18 protein-coding genes and 4 pseudogenes are annotated in these 24704 nt (G+C 36.7%); 19 read left to right on the top strand and 3 right to left on the bottom strand.

What is annotated here, in order from left to right; translation table 11 throughout:
* The first annotated feature begins 2 nt into the window (after positions 1-2).
* From ribF to dnaJ, 5 genes are all read left to right on the top strand, one after another.
* Entirely contained in the window at positions 3-953 is a 951-nt protein-coding gene (gene ribF, locus J6L97_RS04505; RefSeq protein ID WP_023488778.1) for a riboflavin biosynthesis protein RibF, read from the top strand.
* Between the two features lie 137 nt (positions 954-1090).
* The gene (gene hrcA / locus J6L97_RS04510) at positions 1091-2140 is read left to right on the top strand and encodes a heat-inducible transcriptional repressor HrcA (RefSeq protein ID WP_005719259.1); all 1050 of its coding nucleotides are present in this window, start codon (positions 1091-1093) and stop codon (positions 2138-2140) included.
* A gap of 12 nt (positions 2141-2152) precedes the next feature.
* Positions 2153-2737, top strand: coding sequence for a nucleotide exchange factor GrpE (gene grpE, locus J6L97_RS04515; RefSeq protein WP_057726509.1), 585 nt, complete (start codon positions 2153-2155; stop codon positions 2735-2737).
* Between the two features lie 16 nt (positions 2738-2753).
* The gene (gene dnaK, locus J6L97_RS04520) at positions 2754-4607 is read left to right on the top strand and encodes a molecular chaperone DnaK (protein ID WP_013086488.1); all 1854 of its coding nucleotides are present in this window, start codon (positions 2754-2756) and stop codon (positions 4605-4607) included.
* A gap of 82 nt (positions 4608-4689) precedes the next feature.
* Positions 4690-5841, top strand: a complete 1152-nt coding sequence (dnaJ, locus tag J6L97_RS04525; RefSeq protein ID WP_057726508.1) for a molecular chaperone DnaJ — start codon at positions 4690-4692, stop codon at positions 5839-5841.
* A gap of 59 nt (positions 5842-5900) precedes the next feature.
* Here dnaJ and J6L97_RS04530 read toward each other — a convergent pair whose 3' ends face one another.
* Entirely contained in the window at positions 5901-6356 is a 456-nt protein-coding gene (locus tag J6L97_RS04530; protein ID WP_013086487.1) for a bis(5'-nucleosyl)-tetraphosphatase, read from the bottom strand.
* A 107-nt stretch (positions 6357-6463) separates the two neighbouring features.
* Between J6L97_RS04530 and lepA the strand changes: the two genes are divergently transcribed.
* The 5 genes from lepA (at position 6464) to J6L97_RS04555 (ending at position 13707) form a co-directional block, all read left to right on the top strand.
* Positions 6464-8302, top strand: coding sequence for a translation elongation factor 4 (gene lepA, locus J6L97_RS04535; RefSeq protein ID WP_013086486.1), 1839 nt, complete (start codon positions 6464-6466; stop codon positions 8300-8302).
* Position 8303: 1 nt separating this feature from the next.
* Positions 8304-8987, top strand: a complete 684-nt coding sequence (locus tag J6L97_RS04540; RefSeq protein ID WP_057726507.1) for a class A sortase — start codon at positions 8304-8306, stop codon at positions 8985-8987.
* A gap of 120 nt (positions 8988-9107) precedes the next feature.
* The gene (gene recJ / locus J6L97_RS04545) at positions 9108-11381 is read left to right on the top strand and encodes a single-stranded-DNA-specific exonuclease RecJ (RefSeq protein ID WP_013086484.1); all 2274 of its coding nucleotides are present in this window, start codon (positions 9108-9110) and stop codon (positions 11379-11381) included.
* 37 nt (positions 11382-11418) lie between these two features.
* Positions 11419-11934, top strand: a complete 516-nt coding sequence (locus J6L97_RS04550; RefSeq protein WP_054832699.1) for an adenine phosphoribosyltransferase — start codon at positions 11419-11421, stop codon at positions 11932-11934.
* Positions 11935-12387: 453 nt separating this feature from the next.
* Entirely contained in the window at positions 12388-13707 is a 1320-nt protein-coding gene (locus J6L97_RS04555; protein WP_054832701.1) for an FAD-dependent oxidoreductase, read from the top strand.
* Between the two features lie 43 nt (positions 13708-13750).
* Here J6L97_RS04555 and J6L97_RS04560 read toward each other — a convergent pair whose 3' ends face one another.
* Positions 13751-14845, bottom strand: a complete 1095-nt coding sequence (locus J6L97_RS04560; protein ID WP_005719249.1) for a DUF871 domain-containing protein — start codon at positions 14843-14845, stop codon at positions 13751-13753.
* Positions 14846-15019: 174 nt separating this feature from the next.
* On the opposite strand from J6L97_RS04560, the pseudogene J6L97_RS04565 reads away from it, so the two are divergent.
* Positions 15020-15563, top strand: a pseudogene (locus tag J6L97_RS04565) (Bax inhibitor-1/YccA family protein).
* Between the two features lie 87 nt (positions 15564-15650).
* On the top strand, positions 15651-15965 hold the full coding sequence (locus J6L97_RS04570; protein WP_013086477.1) for a sunset domain-containing protein: 315 nt from the start codon (positions 15651-15653) through the stop codon (positions 15963-15965).
* A gap of 67 nt (positions 15966-16032) precedes the next feature.
* Here J6L97_RS04570 and J6L97_RS04575 read toward each other — a convergent pair whose 3' ends face one another.
* Positions 16033-18306 (bottom strand): HAD-IC family P-type ATPase, encoded by a 2274-nt coding sequence (locus J6L97_RS04575; protein ID WP_013086476.1) that lies wholly within the window; start codon positions 18304-18306, stop codon positions 16033-16035.
* Positions 18307-18434: 128 nt separating this feature from the next.
* On the opposite strand from J6L97_RS04575, the gene J6L97_RS04580 reads away from it, so the two are divergent.
* From J6L97_RS04580 to J6L97_RS04615, 7 genes and pseudogenes are all read left to right on the top strand, one after another.
* Positions 18435-19283, top strand: coding sequence for a LysR family transcriptional regulator (locus J6L97_RS04580; RefSeq protein WP_057726506.1), 849 nt, complete (start codon positions 18435-18437; stop codon positions 19281-19283).
* 73 nt (positions 19284-19356) lie between these two features.
* Positions 19357-20193, top strand: a pseudogene (locus tag J6L97_RS04585) (arginine deiminase); the annotation flags it as partial.
* A 100-nt stretch (positions 20194-20293) separates the two neighbouring features.
* The gene (locus J6L97_RS04590) at positions 20294-21151 is read left to right on the top strand and encodes an IS982 family transposase (RefSeq protein ID WP_118992340.1); all 858 of its coding nucleotides are present in this window, start codon (positions 20294-20296) and stop codon (positions 21149-21151) included.
* Positions 21147-21560: pseudogene (locus J6L97_RS04595) on the top strand (arginine deiminase family protein); the annotation flags it as partial. The gene J6L97_RS04590 and the pseudogene J6L97_RS04595, both read left to right, overlap by 5 nt.
* 10 nt (positions 21561-21570) lie before the next feature.
* Positions 21571-22865: pseudogene (locus tag J6L97_RS04605) on the top strand (amino acid kinase family protein).
* 13 nt (positions 22866-22878) lie between these two features.
* On the top strand, positions 22879-23415 hold the full coding sequence (citX, locus tag J6L97_RS04610) for a citrate lyase holo-[acyl-carrier protein] synthase (RefSeq protein ID WP_013086469.1): 537 nt from the start codon (positions 22879-22881) through the stop codon (positions 23413-23415).
* 115 nt (positions 23416-23530) lie between these two features.
* A complete protein-coding gene (locus tag J6L97_RS04615; protein ID WP_057726908.1) occupies positions 23531-24697 on the top strand; it encodes a GNAT family N-acetyltransferase in 1167 nt (388 codons plus the stop codon).
* The last annotated feature ends 7 nt before the right edge of the window (positions 24698-24704 follow it).

Below are 24704 nucleotides of genomic sequence, written 5' to 3' on the forward strand. Positions count from 1 at the left end.
AAATGAAGGAATTAGCTGTGAAAATCGTTCATTTAACATATCCTGTTAAGGAAAATATTTTATCTACTAGAATTGTGCTTGCCCTTGGCTTTTTTGATGGGGTTCATTTGGGACATCAGCGCTTAATTAATCAGGCTAAAGAAATTGCATTACAGAAGAAATTGTCATTAGTTGTGTTGACCTTTGATCGACATCCTAAGGAAGTTTATGAGTCGAAACGAGATTTTAAATACTTAGAAACTTTGGAAGAAAAAGCTAACAAAATGGCGGAATTAGGAGTAGATTATTTGGCTGTTTTACCATTTACTAAAAATTTCAGTCAAATTTCTGCACAAGAATTTGTCGATAATGTAATTGTCAGATTAAATGCTGATACCGTTGTTGCTGGCTTTGATTACACTTATGGTCCTAAGAATATTGCAAATATGGCTAATTTACCCCAATTTTCCAAAGGGCGTTTTAATATTGTAGTGATGCCAAAGCAAACTTTTAACGGTAGAAAAATTGGCTCAACTGAAATTCGTCAAGCAATTAAGGATGGTCAGATGGAATTAGCCACTGAATTAATGGGGCACCATTATGTAATGAGTGGTATCATTGGGCATGGTAAACGAAATGGTCATAAGCTAGGCTATCCAACAGCTAATTTGATTTGGGCAGACCATAAGGTGATTCCTAAAATTGGAGTTTATGCTACCAAGACTAAAGTAAATGGTAAGTGGTATAACTCCATGACTAGCGTTGGCTATAATGTAACCATTAATCAGGACAAGAAGATATATATTGAATCTAATATTTTTGATTTTAATGAAGATATCTATGGTAAGCCAATGAAGATCAAATGGTATAAATATACCAGAGGTGAGAAAAAATTTGCCGGATTACCTGAACTGAAAGAGCAACTTGAACGAGATGAGCAAGAAATTAGGGCTTATTTTAAGCAAAAGGGTTAAGAAGCTACGTACTTTGAAAAAAGTGCGTATTTTTTTGAATAAAATTAGCAATCTACTTGATTTAGTGCTAATTTCTGGTATCATATTAACTGTTAGCACCTGAGAGATGTGAGTGCTAAAAGTGAGGGCGATATAATATGTTGACCGAGCGTCAAGAGCTTATTTTAAAAACAATAATTACAGACTTTACACAAAGTCATGAGCCAGTAGGTTCAAAGACCGTAATGAAGCAGTTGCCAATTAAAGTTTCAAGTGCAACGATTAGAAATGAAATGGCCGTGTTGGAAGAGCAGGGGTTAATTGAAAAAACTCACTCTTCAAGTGGTCGAATTCCTTCAAGCGAGGGCTATCGTTATTATCTTGATAATTTAGTTGAGCCGTTGCAATTACCAGAGTCTGTTTATAATACAATAGGAAGTCAATTAGATCGACCTTTTCATCAAGTAAATGAAATTGTACAAGAAGCTGCACGAATTCTGTCAGATTTAACTAACTATACCGCATTTGCGGAAGGACCTGAGAGTCATGATGTTAGAGTCACAGGATTTAGAATTGTACCGCTGTCTCAACGACAGATTATGGCAATTTTGGTTACAAGTGATGGTAACATTCAAAATCAGGTATATGCTTTGCCACATAATATTCACGGCGAAGAAATTGAAAAGGCTGTCCGCATGATTAATGATCAGTTAGTCGGAAAGAGCCTAAATGAAATCAACGTTTCGTTGCTAAGTGAATTAGCTAAAAACGAATTAGGCGGCGAACATGTGACTGAATTGCTTAGTTTAGTTGAAGATGTCGTAAAAGATGCAGCTAGTGAGCAGATGTATGTGGATGGACAGATTAATTTGCTCAATAATACTTCTGAACATGATGTAAATGACATTCGTTCTTTGTACGAGTTGATTGATCATAATAATCTGTTCACTAATTTAATGGATGCAAAGGTGGATCCAAAGTCTGGAAATTATCCAGTAAAGGTAAAGTTGGGATCTGAATTACCCAATGATTTATTAAAAAATTATAGTTTGCTGACAGCTGAGTACAGCGTTGGCTCCCATGGTAAAGGAACTATTGCTTTACTTGGACCAACGAATATGCCATATTCACAAATGATTGGGTTGCTTGAATATTTTAGAAATGAACTAGCTAAAAAGTTGCTTGATTATTACGGCAAGTTTCAATAAAGGAGGTTAGCCGTGAGTAAAGAAGAATTTCCAAGTGAAAAAAATCTAGAGCAAAAAGAAAAGACTTCTGAGCCTAAGGCTAAAAAAGAAGCCGATAAAGGTGAAGAAAAGAAGCAAGAAAAAAATAAACAAGATCAAAAATTAGCTAAAGAATTAGCTGATTTAAAAGATAAGAACAAGGATCTTGAAGATAAGTATTTGCGTAGTGAAGCAGAAATTCAAAATATGCAAAATCGCTACACTAAAGAACGTGCTCAATTAATTAAGTACGAATCTCAAAGCTTAGCGAAGGACATTTTGCCAGCAATGGACAATTTGGAAAGAGCCCTAAGCGTTGAGGCCGATGATGATGTGTCTAAGCAGTTAAAGAAGGGCGTGAAAATGACCCTGGATGCACTTGTGAAGGCAATGAAAGATCACGGTGTAGTTGAGATTGAGGCTGATGGCGTTAAATTTGATCCGACATTACATCAAGCTGTTCAAACAGTAGCAGCTGAGAATGATGATCAAAAAGATCACGTTGTTCAGGTTTTACAAAAAGGATATCAATATAAGGATAGAACACTAAGACCAGCAATGGTTGTAGTTGCTCAATAAGAGAGGAAGCTAATATATGTCAAAAGTTATTGGGATTGACCTTGGGACTACTAACTCAGCAGTTGCAGTTCTTGAAGGTAAAGAACCAAAGATTATCACTAATCCAGAAGGTAACCGGACTACTCCTTCAGTAGTTGCATTTAAAGATGGTGAAATTCAAGTCGGTGAGGTAGCAAAGCGTCAAGCTATTACCAACCCTAATACCATTGTTTCAATTAAGCGTCACATGGGTGAAGCTGATTATAAGGTTAAAGTTGGTGATAAGGAATATACACCACAAGAAATTTCAGCATTTATTTTACAATATATTAAGAAATTCTCAGAAGATTACTTGGGTGAAGAAGTTAAGGATGCTGTTATTACTGTTCCTGCTTACTTCAATGATGCTCAACGCCAAGCTACTAAGGACGCTGGTAAGATTGCTGGTTTGAATGTGCAAAGAATTATTAACGAACCAACTGCTTCAGCATTAGCCTTCGGTTTAAATAAAGACCAAGATGAAAAAGTCTTAGTATACGACCTTGGTGGTGGTACTTTTGATGTTTCTGTATTGCAATTAGGTGATGGTGTCTTTCAAGTATTGTCAACTAATGGTGATACTCATCTTGGTGGTGATGACTTTGATCACCGTATCATGGATTGGTTAATTAAGAACTTTAAGGATGAAAATGGTGTTGATTTGTCGAAGGACAAGATGGCAATGCAACGCTTAAAGGATGCTGCAGAAAAAGCAAAGAAGGACTTGTCAGGTGTATCAAGTACTCATATCTCACTTCCATTCATTTCTGCTGGCGAAGCTGGTCCATTACACCTTGAAGCAGATTTAACTCGTGCTAAGTTTGATGAATTAACTGCTGACTTGGTAGAAAAGACTAAGGTACCATTTGACAATGCATTGAAGGATGCAGGTCTTACTGTTAATGACATTGACAAGGTTATTTTAAATGGTGGTTCTACTCGTATTCCAGCTGTTCAAAAGGCAGTTAAGGAATGGGCTGGTAAGGAACCTGACCATTCAATTAACCCTGATGAAGCTGTAGCTATGGGTGCAGCAATTCAAGGTGGTGTTATCTCAGGTGATGTTAAGGATATTGTTTTACTTGATGTTACCCCATTGTCACTTGGTATTGAGACCATGGGTGGTGTCTTCACTAAGTTAATCGACAGAAACACTACTATTCCAACTTCAAAGAGTCAAATCTTCTCAACTGCAGCAGATAATCAACCAGCTGTAGATGTTCACGTATTGCAAGGTGAACGTCCAATGGCTGCAGACGACAAGACTCTTGGCCGCTTTGAATTAACTGATATTCCACCAGCACCACGTGGTGTTCCTCAAATTCAAGTTACCTTCGATATCGATAAGAACGGTATTGTAAATGTATCTGCTAAGGATATGGGTACTGGCAAGGAACAAAAGATTACTATTAAGAGTTCATCCGGTTTATCAGATGAAGAAATTAAACGTATGCAAAAGGATGCTGAAGAACACGCTGATGAAGATAAGAAGCGTAAGGAAGAAGCAGACCTTAGAAACGAAGTAGATCAATTAATCTTTACTACAGATAAGACTTTGAAAGATACTAAGGATAAGCTCTCTGATAGCGATCGTAAGCCAGTTGAAGATGCTCTTGAAGCTTTGAAGAAAGCTCAAAAGGATAACAACTTGGATGAAATGAAAGAAAAGAAAGATGCTTTATCCAAGGCTGCTCAAGACTTAGCTGTTAAGTTGTATCAACAAAATGGTGGTGCTGCTGGTCAAGCTGGTCCACAAGCAGGTCCTCAAGGCCCACAAGGTGGTAATTCAAATAATGGCAACAACGGTGATGCCCAAGATGGTGAATTCCACAAAGTAGATCCAAATAAGTAATGGGTTTATAATTAAACAAAAGGAGAAAAGAACTACCCATTGAGTAGTTCTTTTCTTTTGAGAATACAAGGAGTTCAAATAGATGGCACAAGAAGATTACTATAAAGTACTTGGCGTAGATCGTGACGCCAGTGATCAGGAAATAAGTAGGGCATATCGTAAATTAGCCAAAAAATATCACCCAGATTTAAACCATGAACCTGGAGCTGAAGAAAAGTATAAGCAGGTTAACGAAGCCTATGAGGTTTTGCACGATAAGCAAAAACGTGCGCAATATGATCAATTTGGTTCTGCTGGTGTAAATGGTCAAGGTGGCTTTGGTGGTGGAGCTGGTCAAGGCTTTGGCGGTGCCGGATTTGATACTTCTGGCTTTGGTGATTTTGGCGATATCTTTGGCGATATTTTTGGTCAAGGCCGTCAACAGAGGGTTGATCCAACTGCACCACAACGTGGCCAAGATTTGGATTATCAATTGACAATTGATTTTATGGATGCCATTAAGGGCAAAAAGACCCAGGTCAGCTATACTCGAAGCGAAACTTGTGAGACTTGTGGCGGTAATGGTTGTGAAAAAGGTACACATCCAATTACCTGTGATAAATGTCATGGAACTGGTTATATGACAATTACTCAACAATCAATGTTGGGCATGATCCGTCGTCAAACCACTTGTGACAAATGTCATGGTCGTGGTGTGATTATTGAGCATCCATGTAAAACCTGTGGCGGTAAAGGAACAGTTGACCGTAAGAATACTATTGAAGTGGATATTCCAGCGGGAATCGACAATGGTCAACAACTTAGATATCAAGGCCAAGGCGAAGCAGGTATAAATGGCGGACCATATGGTGATTTATATATTAACTATCGAATTAAACCATCTAAAGATTTTGAGCGTCGTGGCCAGACTATTTATACAGAAGTACCAATCTCATTTGCTCAGGCTACTTTAGGAGATGAAATTAACGTTAAGACTGTGCATGGTGATGTAAAGCTAACTATTCCAGCTGGTACGCAACCTAATAAGAAGTTTACTTTGCGTGGACAGGGTGTGCCATATCTTCGTGGTAATGGCAATGGTAATCAAATTACTACAGTTAATATTGTTATTCCAAAGCACATTAATGATAAGCAAAAGAAAGATTTGACCAACTTTGTTCATGATGGTGGTGGCAATATTACACCACAAGAAAAAGGATTTTTTGAACGCTTAAAAGATAAGTTTAATATGTAAATGCTAAAAAAGGTTTCTACTTTGTCGGTAGAAATCTTTTTCTATGAAAAAATATTATTTTATTTTGTTTTGTTTAGAAGATAACTGTTTGCTTTTTTTAAGATTAATTGAAGTTCTTTGTAGCTGAATTCTTTGTAATTTTGTGCAGCCAGACATTTTTGAGCTTCATCATAACTTAACCAGGCACTTTGACGAATTTCGCTTTCTTGTAGTTTAATTTGTTGTCCTTCAATAAATTCTGCTAAAAAGAAAGTAACCTCTTTTTGGCGATTTTTTGTTAAATGGTATGTATCAACTTGATGAAACGTAAAGTCAAATTTAGGGTTAAGACCCACTTCCTCATAAACTTCTCTTTGTGCAGCGTCCTCATTAGATTCTGTTCCTTCTAAATGTCCTTTAGTAAATCCCCAAGCACTTGGAAATTGTTTATAAGGTTGACTTTGAATCATTAGATATTCTAGTTGTGATTTCTGTTTGCGCCAGATGATAGCACCGGCTGATTTTTCAGTTATCATCATTAAACTCCTTGTATTATTAAATTTGGAAATTATTATGCTACAATTTCGTGATTTTATCTAGCTTTGCTATAATAATTATTACATAGTAAAGGGTGAACGATTTTATGGATTTAGAAAAATTAAAAGACTATCAAAAACATATTCGAAATTTTGCGATCGTGGCACACATTGATCACGGTAAATCAACTATTGCTGACAGAATTTTGGAATTAACTGATACTGTTAGTCAGCGTCAACTTAAGAATCAAATGTTAGATGATATGCCGCTCGAACGCCAACGGGGAATTACTATCAAGATGAACTCTGTTGAAGTTAAATACCATGCTGAAGATGGTGAAGACTATATTTTCCACTTAATCGACACACCAGGGCACGTAGACTTCTCTTATGAAGTATCACGCTCTTTGGCTGCTTGTGAAGGGGCTTTGATGGTAGTTGATGCTTCTCAAGGTGTACAAGCTCAAACTTTAGCTAACACCTATCTAGCAATTGATGATGATTTGGCAATTTTGCCAGTTATCAATAAGATTGACTTGCCATCAGCTGATGTTCCTAAAACAAAGGAAGAAATTGAAGAGATGCTCGGCTTAGATGCTTCTGAAGCTGCTGAAGTTTCAGGTAAAACTGGTCAAGGCATCAAGGATATGTTGGAAAAAGTGGTTAAGGACATCCCGGCGCCAGCTGGTGATATTGAAGCACCACTGAAAGCCTTAATTTTTGATTCAAAGTATGATGATTATCGTGGTGTGGTAATGTCCGTTAAAATTGAAGATGGCATGGTTAAGGCAGGCGATCGGATTCAAATTATGAATACCGGTAAGGAATATGAAGTTACCGAGGTTGGTGTTTCAAGTCCTCATCCAATTAAGAAGGATGTCCTGATCGCCGGGGATGTAGGCTACATTACTGCTAATATCAAGTCAGTTCGTGAAACTCGGGTTGGTGATACGATTACTCAAGCAGATAATCCTACTGCAGAAGCTCTGCCAGGCTATCGTCAAATTCCACCAATGGTATATTCAGGTATGTATCCTGTTGATAATCGAGACTATGAAGATTTAAAGGAAGCCTTGCAAAAACTACAACTGAATGATGCTGCCTTGGAATTCGAACCAGAAACTTCAACGGCCTTGGGCTTTGGTTTCCGTTGTGGCTTCTTAGGCTTGCTTCACATGGATGTAGTTCAAGAAAGATTAGAGCAAGAATTTGATCTTGACTTGATCATGACAGCGCCATCGGTTGATTATCATGCAATTATGAACGATGGTTCAACTAAGGTTATCGATAACCCGTCTGATTTACCTGATGCAGGGGAATACAAAGAAGTGCAAGAGCCTTATGTTAAGGCAGAGATTATGGTGCCAAATGACTTTGTTGGTCCGGTAATGGAACTTTGTCAACGTAAGCGTGGCGAATTTGTCACTATGGATTATCTTGATAAGTATCGTGTGAATGTTATTTACAACATGCCATTAGCTGAAATTATTTTTGACTTCTTTGATGATTTAAAGTCATCGACTAAGGGTTATGCTTCATTAGACTATGAAATTACAGGTTACCGCGCAACTGATTTAGTTAAGATTGATATTTTGCTTAACAAGGAGCCAATTGATGCCTTGAGCTTTATTGCTCACAGATCGGAAGCTCAAGACCGGGCTCGACAAATGACTTCAATGCTGAAGAAACTAATTCCACGGCAAAACTTTGAAGTAGATATTCAAGGTGCAATTGGTGCTAAGATTATTTCTCGTGCAACCATTAAGCCATATCGTAAGGATGTTACTTGGAAGATTCATACTGGTGACCCAGATCGTCGTGCTAAATTGCTAGAAAAGCAGAAACGTGGTAAGAAACGCATGAAGGCTGTTGGGCGGGTAGAAGTGCCTCAAGATGCCTTTATGGCAGTGTTGAAGATGAACGATGACGATATCAAGGGAAAATAAAATGGCTAAAAAGAAAACAAATATTAGTAGAATTATACTACGAGTTTTGGGCATTATCCTTTTAATCGTTGGTGTGGCGCTAATCTTTAATAAACAAATTAGCAATCAAATGATTCGTCATAATCAGCAATCTACTCTCAATGGCTTGAATAAAAGTAAAGTTACGGAAAATCTACGTAAAAAAGGGATGTATGATTTTAGTAAAGTAAAATCATTGGGAATAGCGCAAGCAACAAGATCACAAGTTAAGAAAACTTCTGGTGCGATTGGTGCGTTAGCAATTCCTGATGTAAATATGTCCTTGCCAATTATGTTAGGCATGAGTGATGATGCCATGTCGACAGGCGGTGGTACGATGCGAGCTGATCAAGTGATGGGTAAGGGAAATTATCCTTTGGCGGGTCACTATATGACAGCAAAAGGTATCTTATTTTCACCATTAGAAGATGTCAAAAGGGGAGAGTTAATTTATCTAACTAATCTTAATAAAGTATATGTTTATCGAATTTATATGAAAAAGATTGTTGATCCTACAGCTGTTTGGCTAGTTGATAATACGAAGAAAAATATCGTAACTTTGATCACTTGTGCTGATGGGGGCAAGAATCGCTGGGCTATCCGTGGCAATTTAATTAAAACGGAAAAAGCTACCGATAATAATTTAAAGATTTTCAAGTTAAAATAAAAATCTACAATCTTTAACCTGATTTAGATTTGCGTTAAAATTATAATAGATTTTGTAATAAAGACACTCAATCATGAGTGCCTTTTCGTTTTGAAAAAAACATAAGGTGTTTGATAATTAATGAAATGGCAAGAAAGAACAGCTCAAGAATTAGCACCAGACTTAGTTGAAAAGTATCAATTGAGTCCAATCGCAGCTACGTTATTTGCTTTACGCGGTATTAATACGGACGAAAAGCTCGATTTTTGGTTTAATGCTACAGAAGATAATTTAGCTGATCCAGCACTTATGCACGATATGGATAAAGCGATTGAGCGAATTAATCAAGCAATTGATAATGGTGAAAAAATTACTATTTATGGCGATTACGATGCCGATGGGATTACCGCAACAACCATTATGACAGAGACATTAAGTATTTTGGGTGCAGATGTTCATTATTTTATCCCTGATCGCTTTAAAGATGGTTATGGTCCTAATTTAGCTCGATACCAAGATATTGTAGCTGATGGAACTAAATTAATTATCACAGTTGATAATGGAGTTACTGGGATTGAAGAAGTTAAATATGCGCAGGAGCATAGCGTTGATGTGATTTTGACAGATCATCATACTTTTCAGGAAGAAAAACCAGCTGCTTATGCAACTGTCCATTGTAATTATCCTGGGCAAAAATATCCTTTTGATGACTATTGCGGTGCTGGAGTCGCTTATACAATTTGTCGTGGTTTAATGCAAGATACGATGCCCGAATTACTTGATTTAGCAATGATCGGTACGATCGGTGATATGGTTAAAGTCACGGGTGAGGGTCATATTATTGTTAAGCGTGGCCTGGAAATGCTTAATCAAACAGAGCGACCTGGTTTGCGTGCTTTAATTAAAAATGCTGGTCTAACTTTAGGTGGAATCAATGAGACTGATGTAGGATTCAATATTGCTCCACGTTTGAATGCTGTCGGCCGGTTAGATAATGCTAATTTGGCGGTTGAGCTTTTACTAAGTGATGATGACCTTGAAGCACAAAAAATTGCTGATAGGATTGAAGAACTTAATAATCAGCGTAAAGAGTTGACCACTCAAGTTTATGAAAAATGTATGGATTTGATTCAAAAAAATAGCTGGCAGAAGCAAAATACTTTAGTTTTATATGATCCAGAATTTCATGAAGGTGTCTTGGGGTTAGTTGCTAATAAGATTGTTGAAAAAACACATAAGCCGACAATTGTTTTAACTAAAAATGCTGCAGGTGAAATTAAAGGATCAGGTCGTTCATTTACTGGATTTAATTTATTTAATGCATTGAATCCTATTAAAGACCAATACTTAACAAAATTTGGTGGTCATGATTTTGCTTGTGGCTTGTCAATGGAAGAAGAAAAAATTGCTCCGTTACGAGATCAATTTGAAAATAATTTCCAAGTCGAGGGTGGTCTTGAAACTAAAGATTATGATATGGAACTACCTATGAAAGGATTAAGTCCGCAAACTTTAGCGCAAATCAACCAGGTAGGACCTTTTGGTACGGGTGATCCACAACCAATTTTTAGTATTTCTGATCCAACGATCACTCACTTTTTTAAAATGGGTAAAGATAAGAATCACGTTAAATTTACTGTTAACAAGCAAGGTGGAAATTTAGCGGTAGTTGGTTTTAATAAGGGCTTTTTGAATAATAATCTTTTACCATTTATTTCTAAAATTTTTGTGCAGTTATCATTAAACACTTACCGAAAGCAAATTTCTTTACAAGGAATTATGACTGGTCTCGCTTTTGCTTCCCCTAAATTAGCCGTCCCAATGCCGGTAATCGATTTACGTCAAGAAAAATATGTGATGGGTTTTGCTGATCGCTATCTATTATTTGATCAAAAAAATATTCCGATTGTGCGTAATAGACTGCAAATCGATGAAGATAAGATTAGTTTGGTTAAAGATTATGATCAAACAGGTGAAACGATCGCTTTACTTGATGTGCCACGTAATCAAGTTGAGTTGGATGAAGCTTTGGAAAAGAATTACCAACAGATCTATTTGCGTTTTTTGCTTGATCAATTACCAGTCGAGCAAATTCCAGCTAAAAGTTATTTTGGAAATGTTTTAAAGTATATTTATAGCCATCCAACATTAACCCCAGCAGATTATCGAACCGTAGCACCATATTTAGGTTTAGATTATGATAGTGTGCTTTTCATTCTGAGAGTATTTTTTGAACTTGGTTTTGTAAAACTAGACGAAGGCAAGCTAGTCGGTGCCCCAGCTCCTAAGAAGCAGCCATTAACGGCATCGAAATACTTGATGGCAACTTCTTCGCAAATTAAGTTTGTCAGTCAATTGCGGACGATGCCAAGTCAACGTTTAATTACATATATTAATAATTTGGCAAATAATTAGATAATTATCCTGTTTTCAGTGTTTTTATTGTTAAAATCTGGTAAAATATATTGCAAGTGTTCAGGATTTTCCTAACAAGGGCATTGTTTTCCGTGACATCACACCGATTTTGCAAGATGGTGAATTGTATCATGCCGCTACTCATGAATTAGCAGAATATGCTAAGAGTAAGAAGGCAGATGTAATTGTTGGACCTGAAGCTCGTGGTTTTATTGTAGGTTGTCCTGTAGCTACTGAATTAGGCTTAGGTTTTGTACCTGCAAGAAAGCCACATAAGTTACCAAGAGAAGTTGAACGTGCTTCCTATGACTTGGAATATGGCTCAAATAGTTTGGAAATGCATAAAGATGCAATTAAGCCGGGTCAAAGGGTGGTTCTGTGTGATGACTTGATGGCTACTGCTGGTACCTTAAGAGCTTCTAAAGAATTAATCGAAAATCTTGGTGGTAAGCTTGTAGGTGCTGCGTTCTATATTGAATTACCAGATTTACATGGTAGAGAAAAGTTGCCAGATGTTGATATTTACAGTTTGGTTCAATATCATGGTGCTTAAAATAGAATAAATAAAAAGAGGGAATTAAATTGTACTGAGACGTAAAAAGTAGACAATTAAAATATTGATTGAATCCTTAATGGCTGGTTTTCTAACTAAACTATTTCCTAAAAAGTATTATAGTCATTGGTGTTATGGACTAGAATATATTCGAAAATCCATCTCCATGGTATCACATAGAAAAAACATTTGATCAGGAATAGTTGGCTTTTAGCACATATCTAATAAAAATCGCGCTTGATCTAATTTGCAAAGATCGTTATACTAAAGAAAGTGTTGCATCGAGAATCCTTGTTCACGATGCCCGATCAACAGAAATTCATAACAATCCTCTTAAAGGCGACTCGCTTTTAGGAGGATTTGTTTTTTTATTCTAAAACAAAAAAGATGAGAAATTATTCTTGATCGTCCACAATAAGGAAAACAGGATATTAAGAATAGGGAGGCTTAATTATGAAAAATGTAAAGAACATTATTATTGGTTTTGGTAAAGGTGGTAAGACTCTAGCTAAATTTTTAGCACAAAAAGGTGAAGAAGTCTTAGTTGTTGAGAAGTCAGATAAGATGTATGGTGGAACTTGTATTAATATTGCATGTTTGCCATCTAAGCGTTTAATTATCGAAGCTGGTAATGGCGTTGATTTTGTTGACGCGGTCAATGGCAAAAATGATATGACTTCAATGCTACGGAACAAGAATTATCATATGTTAGCAGATGAAGAGAATGTTACCGTACTTGACGGCATCGCTAAGTTTATGAATAATCATGAAATTGCAGTAACCACGGTAAATGGTCAAATCGAAGAATTTCATGGTGACAGAATTTTTATCAATACTGGTGCTTTGCCTGTTATGTTGCCAATTCCTGGTTTAATGGAAAGTAATGCTATTCTTGATTCGACTGCTGCAATGGATCAAACAAATTTACCTAAAAAGCTAGTGATTATTGGTGCTGGTTACATTGGTCTAGAATTTGCATCGATGTTTGCAGAATATGGCTCAGAAGTAACTGTGCTTGATTTACATGATAACTTTTTACCACGTGAAGACGATGACATTGCGGTCGAGATAAAGCATGATCTTGAAAATAGTGGCGTGAAATTTGAGTTAGGCGTGAAGATCAGTAGAATAGATGACCATACTGTTTACTATGAAAAAGATGGCGTGACTACAACAACAGTTGCTGATAGAATTTTAGTAGCCACAGGAAGAAAACCAAATACTGAAGATCTTGGAATAGAAAATACTGATATTGAATTGACTGATCGTGGCACAATTATGGTTGATGATTATCTAAGAACTAACGTAGAAAATGTTTGGGCAATTGGTGATGTCAAAGGCGGTCCGCAATTTACCTATATTTCACTTGATGATTTCCGGATTATCAAGGATCAATTATATGGGGATGCTCAAAGAAGAGTCAGTGATCGAATCAATGTACCATACAGTGTATTCATTACGCCGACATTATCTCGCGTCGGCTTGAATGAAAAGGAAGCAAAATCCCAAAATATCAAATATGAATTAAAGAAACTGCCAGTAACTGCAATTCCTAAGGCTCAAGTATTGAAGGATCCACGCGGTTTATTTAAAGCATTAATTAATCCTGCAAACAACCAAATTCTTGGCGTCACTCTTTATGGTGCCGAATCTTATGAGCTAATTAATCAAATTAGTATGGCAATGAAAATGAAGATTCCAGCAAATATTTTGCGTGATCAAATCTATACTCACCCAACAATGAGCGAAAGTTTTAACGATTTATTCAAGTAGAAAAACACCTCGTGTCTACAGATAATGACATGAGGTGTTTTTATTATTTGTTACCGATTAATTTAAATTTTGACCATGGTTTAATAAAGTCGAGCAGGAATAATTCGTCTGATCTAATAGAACCGACTTTGTTCATCCTTGATTCCTTATGAGGTTCAAGGACAATTTGTAGTTCATTTTTGTAATGACCAAAGTTGTCGTTACCAATGATAATATCTCCGCGTTGGAATTCTACATTGTTGTCGTGTACTGGATTAGGAATATCTGCATAAGTTACACGGGGCATGGTTGAACGAATTACATCCTTAGTGATATCACCACGGCGGAAATGTTGAGGCGCTTCTACGATAGTTTTCTCAATCTTATTAACATCAGTAACGTAGTTTACGTGCAACATCAATTGATAGCGATTAACTTTAGATAAGGCTTTTAACTCGGCTTCACTGGCATAAGCATTACCGATGATTACATCATCAATCAACCCAGAAGCCCAGAGATGCATTGCTTGCACATCAATTGGTAAATTACGGTCTTGCTCAAGCGTTGGTAAACCATCTTCCACGTTCCAAGGTCCCATTTGACCTACTTGACTTGAGACAAAAGCGGCTGAATGAATGCCAAACTTTTTGAAGCGTTCAGAACAAGCGATAAAGAAGTCGTAAGGTAAGCCAGTACCGCGTTGAGGATAAAAATTGTGACAGCCATAAATAAACGGTGTATTAGCTTGGTAAGAAATAATATTGTTAAGATAGTCAACATTATTACTCATGTTGAGTTCAATGATTAGACCATATGGGTTGTAAGAAAGCATTGCTTCAATTGCACCATCAAATGTTGTGTCAAGACGGATGCCTGCTGCACCAATATCAGCAAAAAATTTCAGGTCATCATAGCTGACACCTAGTTGTTTGAAGATTGCAGGATTAACATCTAAAAAAGTTTGAAATCCCAATTTATTGCCATATTCAATGATTTTTTTATACTTAGCTTTGGTTTCTTCAGGGCTGCCTTGTACTTCAAGCATACTCATGAAGATACGAGAAAAGCCATATTTGTGAGCTAAGTCCAGATAGTGAGCGTTGCCTTCAAATTTGCTGTGGCCTGGATAAATTGACAGACCTAAAGATCTCATTGTCATAATAGTACCTCATTTTTGATAATTGTCTATACCAATTATATGATATTTTTTATTATAGGTCTAGTCCAAAAGCGACGAGATAGTTTATATTTTGGTAGGGTGTCTCGCTACGTTTTTAATTAAGCAGGTGTTATATTTAAAGTACAGGGTATGTGTTAAGAAGGAGAAATTAAGATGGATAATTTTGATCAAGAATCTGGTCAACAGCAATATGCTAATGATTCAGGATTAAATGTTTTTTTAGCAAAATATATGGTTATATGGCCTTAGCGGTTTTCGTTTCAGCAATTAGTGCATATTTGACAATGACGGTTTTTGCGGGACCTATCTCTGCCTTTATTGCACAACACCAATTGTTTACGGCGTTACCTTTGCTTTTATTGCAGGTGCCTATAGTGGACAAAATATTGCTTCAGCATTTGTAGCTTCGGCAACCGTCTTTGTAACAATGGCGATTTTAGGAACAATTACCAAAAAAGATTTGAGTCGAATAGGGTCCTATGCTTCTGCTGCGTTAATTGGGTTGATTGTAGCCATGTTAGTTAATTTGTTTTTACATAATCCAATCATTGACTACGTTTTTTCGATTATTGCTGTGATTATATTTACTATTTTAACTGCGTGGGATGCACAAAGAATGAAAGATATTTATTTACAATATGGTGATGATCTTTCAACTAATGGGCTTGCAGTTTTAGGTGCAAATGAAGATAAGTAATTGAAACTAGTTTCTAATAAACGTAGGAACACTTCATATATAAGCGTATACTATATAAATATAGTGACATATTAAGGGAGTGTTTTTATGAAAAGATGCAAGAATTGGGTTGTGACTATTGTTGCATTGCTGATGTTAGTGGGAGAAATCAGTGTTCTGCCTGCAAATTTGCAGGGGTCGACATCAGTTGTTAATGCAGCTATTCATCACAGAAGGAGAAAGCATCAATATCGTGATAAAACTAAGATTTATACCGGTAATTACAGAATTGTTGGTAATAAACGATCAAAAATCTTTCACGTAATGCGCGGTCATAATTATCGAATGAATCGTGAAAATGCGGTTTTCTTCAAGAGTAAAGCAGCAGCACGTGCAGCAGGATATCGTGAATCAAAAAGATAAATTAAAAGACTTCTAAGAGTTCAAAGTTCCTAGAAGTCTTTTAATTTATAAAATTTATGGTAATAATCTATCTGTTTTTCATCACAGGTTGGTAAATTAAGTCGATTATTATGGCAGCAATAATCGCTACAATTACGGTGATTGCTAGATTTTGAATAGAAATTTGGACCATTGCCCAACCACAAAGAGCTAAGATAAAGGTCAATAGAACATCTGCAATTTGAACACTACCAACCAACTTGGATGGGTAATCTTGCCAAAAGTACTTACGAGTTCTAGTAATCAAAACAATCAACATTGCGCTAAGAACTAGGTATACGTAAACCATAGTAGAAACAGCACCGTGACTCCAACCGTGTGTGTTTAAGAACCAAACAAACCCAATACCAATTAAAGTCCAACCAGCAGCTAGTGAAAAGGCGATCTTAGCAAGCTTAGCCATATTCCAGTTTTCTGGCTTATAAGTAATGTGAGTCCGGTCCGTCCCAATCATCATCGTAACCATATTGTTCATAATGGTATAGATAACCATTGCATTCAAGGCCATTGGGATGTAGTCAAAGAAAAGATAGCCAAAAGTTAACAGCATCGTTAATTCAGCAGTTCTAGCAAGCTTGGTTAGTGACCAAGTAGTCATTCTTTGGTATACGCGATGTCCAGCGTCTAAAATTTTAACAATTGAGCCTAGACCATCGTCTAGTAATACCATTTTACCCGAACGCTTAGCTACGTCAGCAGCATTTGAAACCGCGATTCCTACTTCAGCTTGTTTTAATGCAGGTGCGTCGTTAACTCCGTCACCAGTCATCCCTACGATATAGCCTTTTTCTTGGAAAAGCTTTACCATCTTGAGTTTATCTTCTGGTAAAACATCAGCAATACCGGCCAAATCATTAATATCAGTATTTTCATTGAAATCGTGAATCGAAATTACTTCACCAGTTAAATCAACTTGTTCTGCCACTGCAGCAGCGGTCTTTTGATTGTCACCAGTTAACATAATTGGGCGAACGCCACGTTTCTTGAGTTCAGCCAAAGCTGCTTTAGAGTCTGTTCTAACTTTATCTTGTAAGATGAAGACACCAGCTAACTTATCGTCAATCAAGACTGCCACTGAGCGTCCTGCCTTGAAATTAATTCCAGAAATTTCTTCATCGGCATGTTTATCGATCAAGGATAATTGCTTAAATGAACCAAGCTTTACATTATGTCCAGCAACATCAGCCATAGAATAACCAGTGTCAGAAGTAAATGGAGTAAAGTTTTCAGCATTCATGACTGGAATGTTATTTTCTACTAAGTATTCATCGATTGCTGTATCGATAATACCAGCATTACGTTTATCAGTTGCGGCTCCAGCTAAAGCAAGCACGTCTTTATCAGGCAAGTCACTTAGATCAGTCCAAGCGGCCACGGCAGTTTTGTTTTCCGTAATTGTTCCAGTCTTATCGAGTAAAAGCAAGTTCAAGTTAGCTGCGTCCTGAATTCCAGTTAGGTCAGAAGTCAGGACCCCTTCTTTACTTAAGCGGGTTGCTTCAAATGAGTTGGATAAAGCAAAAGTTGATGGCATTGCTACAGGAATTGAAGCAATAAACATCATTGCCAGGAATGGCAACATATTAATAAAGGTATTGAAATTACCGCCTTTGAAGAAGGAGGCGATAATAATAACTAAGGTTAAAACACCATCTAGTAAGCAAAGGTAGTAGATAATCTTAGTCAAAAGTTGTTGTAAGTGACCAGGAGCAGCGGAATTGTTGATCAAATTAATCGTCTTACCGCTTCTAGAATCTTTACCTGTAGCAGTAACAACAGCTAGGCCATCACCTTCAACAACTGTAGTACCGGCAAAGGCGGTGTCATCAATTGCTTTCTTAACTGGTTTAGATTCACCTGTAATTGAGCTTTCATCACAAGCTAAGTTACCGTCAACAATTTTAACATCTGCTGCGAGTACGTCCCCGCGTTTAAGTGAGATTAAATCGCCTTTAACTAGTTGTTTAGAATCAAGTTTGATCCACTTGCCATCGCGTTCAACTGATACAGTAGGAGTCAACTTGTGTGAAATATTATTTAAAACTCGTCTTGATTGCTTTTTCTTAGATGCACCGTTAAATGCAGCAAATAAAAGCATCAACAACACGAATAATGATTGGACCCATTTGCCCAAGATACATTCTAGAATTAAAGCAGCTTCTAGAATCCAAGCGGATAGGTTCCATAACTTAGACAAGAACTCTTTAAAGAAATTGTATTCAGGCTCTGGTACTTCATTTAAGCCATCTTCTTTTAAGCGCTTGTCTGCTTCGGCTTGAGTTAAGCCGTGAAATTTATCAGACATTATTTTCCCTCCAAATCTACCTTAATAAGGTAGCACAGATATTGCTATGAATAAAATACTAAAATACAATATAAGATATTAAATATTTTAATATCACTATCAATTGAAATAAAAAAAGGATAAATAATATGAATCTAAAACAGTTACGTTATTTTCTAGTTGTAGCAGAAGAAAAGCAGATTACAGCAGCTGCTAAGCGCTTGTATATTGCACAGCCACCATTAAGCTATCAATTAAAACAATTAGAGAAAGAGTTGGGCGCGCAATTATTTAAAAGAACGGCACATGGTATTGAGCTAACTGATGTGGGACAAATTTTTCAAAGCTATGCCAATGAAATTATTTCTCTAGCTCAAAATGCTGAAAACCAAGTACATAAGACTATTTCCGGTGAATTGGGAACGATTGCAATTGGAATGGCATCTTCCTCAACGGGCTTGATACCAATGAATTCTTTTAATGAATTACGAAAATATTATCCGGAAATTTCTTTTGATATTTATGAAGATAATACTTATGGCATCCTGGATAAATTAGAAAAAAAGACAATCGATCTAGGCATTGTACGAACGCCTTACAACCAGACAGGTTTAAATACTAAGACTTTAACAACTGAAAAAATGATGGCTATTAGTGTAGACCCAGATTTTCAGCAAAAAAAAGAATTACGCATTAAAGATCTAGCAGATCAGCCATTGATTATTTATCGCCGCTTTGAGGATATTTTTAATCAAACTTTTGCACATCATGGGCTTAAGCCATTTTATGCGGTTAAGTGTGATGATTCACGGACAGCAATTACTTGGGCCAAGAGAAAAATGGGAGTAGCGCTAGTACCAGAATCAATTGCGACAACTTATGCCCAAGAAAATATGATCGCAATTAAACATGCTAATTGGATAACACATTTGCAGCTGGTTTGGCGTAAAGATCATCAAGTTACACCTTTAATGAAAAAAATCATTGATGCAATATGATAATACTGTAACTTTTGCCTAATTGATCCATAATAAATGTAAACGGATACAATAATTAATAGAAGGTGGTTGAATGTCGAGTCCGATTCATGTTTATTCAGAAATTGGTAAGTTAAAAACGGTGATGTTACATCGACCGGGAAAAGAACTAGAAAATCTAGCCCCAGATATTTTGCATCGAATGTTAATTGACGATATTCCTTATCTGAAGATTGCCCAAGAAGAACATGATGCTTTTGCGCATGTATTGAGGCAGCAGGGGATCAAAGTATTATATCTTGAGGATTTATTAGCAGAATCTTTAACAGATGAGAAAGTTCGTCGGGCATTCTTAGATCAGTTACTGGATGAATCAAGTATTAAAAAACAGGATCCTTTGCATCAATTATTGCTGAACTATCTCCAAGAATTGCCAACTAAGGAAATGGTAAAAACGGTGATTGCTGGAATTAGAAAAAGTGCGATTCATAATTCTACCCCATCTTTAGCAGATTTGGCTGAGGACCCAGATTACCCTTTTTATCTTGATCCAATGCCAAATGTATATTTTACTCGAGATCAACAGGCTGCAATTGGTTCAGGGATGACCATTAACCGGATGACTTTCAGAGCTAGACGACGTGAATCATTATTTATGGAAACAATTTTGAAAAATCATCCTGATTTCAAGAACGCAACTATTCCAGTTTGGCGTGACCGTTATCATCATGGTCGCCTTGAGGGCGGGGATGAACTAGTTCTAAATAACCATGTGTTAGCTGTAGGTATTTCACAACGCACTTCTGCAACTGCAATTACTGACTTAGCTCATAATTTATTTGGTCATTCAAGTTATGATACGATTTTAGCGATTAAGATTCCGCACAATCATGCTATGATGCACCTTGATACAGTTTTTACAATGATTAATTATACGCGTGGTGCTAGTTAAATCGTTTTAGTTAATAAAAAAATCCAATCTTGTTAGACTCGACTTGTAAATAGTAATAATAGAAAAGAGTCTGATCTGATTGAACTGCCTTAAGCTTAAGCGTTTTAGCCACCATTTACAAGTTAGTTTTAAAGATTTAGTGATAATTTGTCGGCACTGGTATCGTTTGTATGCACCGGCTGAGTTTACTCATCGGCGAAATATTGATCAAATTAAAACTACGGACAGTCTGATTTTGGCTTTACTTATCTGGCAAGCTAAGACAGGAATTGAATCACAAAGAAGATTCTGTGAATGTTTCAATTGTTTATCACACTCACGTTTTAATCGGCGTTCACGTCAGCTATTGCAATTGATTTATCAGATACGGCAAGAAATGAATAAAAAGGTTGACCTGAATGGACATTTCTTGATCATTGACAGCTTTCCGGTACCTGTTTGCCAACCAATTCGCAACTATCGTGCTAAAATTTTTCGCGGTTATGCCAACATTGGTTATAAGGCCACCAAGAAAATTTACTTCTATGGTTTCAAAGTTCATGCCATTGTTAGCGATGACGGTTACATTCTTGATTATGTCGTAACAAAAGCATCAGTTCATGATGCCAAGGAGACAGTTGAACTGATGGAAAATGCACATCCATCTAATTACTATCTTCTTGGCGACGAAGGCTATTTAGGCAAAGAACTGCATCAACAGCTAAAACAAATGGGTTATGAACTTTGGACACCATATCGTAAAAATATGACAGGAGCTAAAAAGCACAATGATCATCAATTGATGGCTATTCGCAGAACAATTGAAAGCGACTTTTCGCTTCTGACCTATTACAATGCCGAGAACAATCGAGCACGTAGTCTGATAGGCTTTCAAAGCCGGTTGGAAATTGCAATTTTAGCTTATAATTTGGCTTATTGTCTAGAAAGATTTAACTAGCACCACGCGTATTAATTATGATCAATTTACGGTTCATCCCTTTATTTTAGATAAAGCCGGCAAAATTGATATTTATGTTCTACAGCCCGATGATCACAACGGTGTAAAAATTACAGAAAAGAATGATTTGGTGCAGGTTTTGAAAGAAAACTTGCATTTAAGCGAATTGGATTTAATTCCAACTGGCGGTGGTGATCCAATTGCCGCACCACGTGAGCAATGGAATGACGGCTCAAATACCTTGGCAATTGCACCAGGTGAAGTCGTTACTTATGATCGTAATTATGTATCCAATGATTTGCTAAGAAAACATGGCATCATCGTTCATGAGATTCGGTCTAGTGAACTCTCACGTGGTCGTGGCGGTCCTAGATGTATGTCGTGTCCGTTGGTTCGTGAAGATTTATAAGAGGCAAAAAATGAAATATTTACAAAATGTTTTTCAAGGTAGAAGTTTTCTCGATTGTAAAGACTATACTCCAGCTGAAATTTCATATTTAATTGATTTTGCATTACATTTAAAAGAACTTAAAAAAGAGCATATCCCGCATGAATATCTGAAAGGTAAAAATATTGCACTACTTTTTGAAAAAGCATCAACTAGAACGCGATCTGCTTTTGTAGTAGCTTGTAATGATTTAGGCGCTCATCCAGAATATCTAGGCGCAAGCGAGATCCACTTAGGTAAAAAAGAAAGCGTCAAGGATACGGCTAAAGTCCTAGGCTCAATGTATGATGGAATTGAATATCGCGGTTTTGCTCAAGAAGATGTAGAATAGCTGGCTAAATATTCTGGCGTTCCTGTTTGGAAATGGGTGATGGCCGCGATAATGTTGCCGACAGTCTTTTAGTTTGTGGCTCAATGTTAGGTGTTAATGTACATATTGTTACACCCAAGCCTTTGTTTACACATCCTGATGTACAAAAAATTGCTCAAAATTTTGCCCAAGATTCAGGTTCAAAAAATTTGATCACAGATGATATTGCTCAGGGCGTTAAAGGAGCCAATGTTGTTTATACCGATGTTTGGGTTTCGATGGGTGAAAATGATTGGTCTGAACGAATTAAATTATTAAAGCCATATACGGTCACAATGAAAATGATGCAAATGACTGGTACACCAGATGACCAATTGATCTTTATGCATTGTTTGCCAGCTTTTCATGATCGAACAACTCAGGTGGGAGAAGAAATCTATGAAAAATATGGCTTAAATGAGATGGAAGTAACTGATGAGGTCTTTAATTCAAAGTATGCTTGGCAATTTACAGAAGCTGAAAATCGATTGCATTCAATTAAAGCAGTGATGGCGGCTACTTTAGGAAATTTATTTATTCCGATTGCCTGTGGCGGTGGTGGCATCCCTGTTATTGTGAAAGATGGGCATCTCAGAGGTGTTGCCGGCGTAATTGATAAAGATTTTTCCGCTGCTAAAATGGCAGAAGATATCAACGCTGATGAATTAGTAATTCTAACAACGGTGGATCATGCATTTTTGAATTATGGCAAAGAAAATCAACAAGCAATTGGTAAAATAAAAGCTGAACAGCTCAAACAATACCTAGCAGAAGGTTATTTCGCAGCTGGGAGTATGAAGCCTAAGATAGAAGCTGCAATTGAATTTGTAGAAAAAACAGGTAATTTAGCAATTATCACCTCTTTGAGCAATGCCAACAAACTAGCAGACGGAGTCGGCACAATCGTTTATAATTAACTGGGTGATAAAAATGAATATTTTTAATGAAGGAAAAAAGCAGGATATTGCCCAAGTTTTAGCAGCTAAAGATAGGCGAGTAGCTGTACAACATAAGATTTTTAATAAGTATCCTAATCAAACTCTAGTCGACATTAAGATGAATATCCCAGGACCAATCAAGAATAATCGCTATTTAACTAAAATGTTTATGTTTGGTATCAATGAGCTGGAAAATGCTTGGACTAACCTAGGTTATCATTTTAAATTGGTGACACAGCTTAATGATGATAGTGGCTGTGAAAACTTCTATGTATTATCTTTGTCAATTGAAAAAGTAAAGCGCTCAACAATTGATTTTGAAGATCAGACATCATTGGGACGTCTCTTTGATGCAGACGTGTTGGTAAAAAATAAACAAGCTGCAATTTCACGCAGAGATTTGGGCAGGCAACCACGTAAGTGCTTTTTATGTGATCGCCCTGCTAAAGAATGTGCTCGCAGCCGGAGACATTCAGTGGAACAGATGCAGGCATTTATCTCTCAGCTTTATCAAGAATACGTTGCGTAAAATAAACCGGGATTTTATGATTCCGGTTTATTTTTATGAAAAATCTAGTTAAAAATTAAAAAAATGAACTAAAATAGTAATGAATAAATTTATAGATGTACGTATAGGAATAAGCATGAAATTAAAGAAAAATAAGAATAATTTAAAGCAAATTACGGCATTAATTCAATATGCATTTTTGAAAAATAATGATTTGACTAAAGATGAAAATTTTATGAGTCGTTATGATCATAGTACAGGTTATGGCTATTTTGATAAGGAAAAATTAGCTAGCTATATTATGGTTAATCGATTTAAAAGTGATGTTTTTGGGCATCATTTACCGATGGCTGGAATAGGTTATGTAGCTTCATATCCTGAGTATCGTAGCCAAGGTCATATTTCCCAATTAATGAAAGAAATTTTGCATGACTTACATAGGCAAGATATTCCGTTTGCTAACCTGGCACCATTTTCGGAGAGCTTTTATCGCCAGTACGGGTTTAGCAATAGTATTTATCAAAAAGAATATCGCTTTGATGGAAGCGCATTGCGTAGTTTTAAATTACCACGTTCTGGTCATATAGTGCGTGGCAAGTGGGACAATTTAGCTGTTCAAAATGGTGTGATTCAACTTTATGAACGTCAACTGCATAATGATGATGAACGTAACACGGTTATACGTGAGGCATGGTGGTGGAATAGACTTGATTCTTATTATCATCACCGCAATGTAGCCGTTTATTTTGACGCGGATGAGCGGCCAATTAGTTACTTGATTTATCGCATTAGAGACAATACTTTTTTAGCTGATGAAATGTACGCAATTACGCCGCAGGGATTACTGAGTATGTTTGGTTTTATGGGTTCGCACGCGGGCAGTGTTAAGCAATTTAAAATGAGCGTACCAGAGAAATCGTTACGAGCTGAACTTTTTCCTGAACAAAACGAACTCCAAGTTGATTTGCGTCCTTATATGATGAGTCGAATTATTGATTTTGAAAAAGTTTTGGCTTGTATGCGGCCAATGCAAGAAGGTGATTTTAATCTGGAAGTCAATAGCGATGAACAGTGTCCTTGGAATATTGGAGTTTGGCAATTAAGTAATCATGGACGTAAGGTAGCGGTAGAACGTAAGGAAGATGCATTGGTTGATTTTTCGGGATCAATTACCGCGTGGACCCAGGTGCTATTAGGTAGACTAACCATGAATGCTGCTGTTAAACTAGGATTAATTACAGATTACCGCATCAAAAAATTAGATTTTGTTAAAGGCGATGTATCATTTTATGATTATTTTTAGTTGTGAG

Origin of the sequence: Lactobacillus crispatus, from assembly GCF_018987235.1 — a bacterium.
GTDB classification, from domain to species: Bacteria; Bacillota; Bacilli; order Lactobacillales; family Lactobacillaceae; genus Lactobacillus; species Lactobacillus crispatus.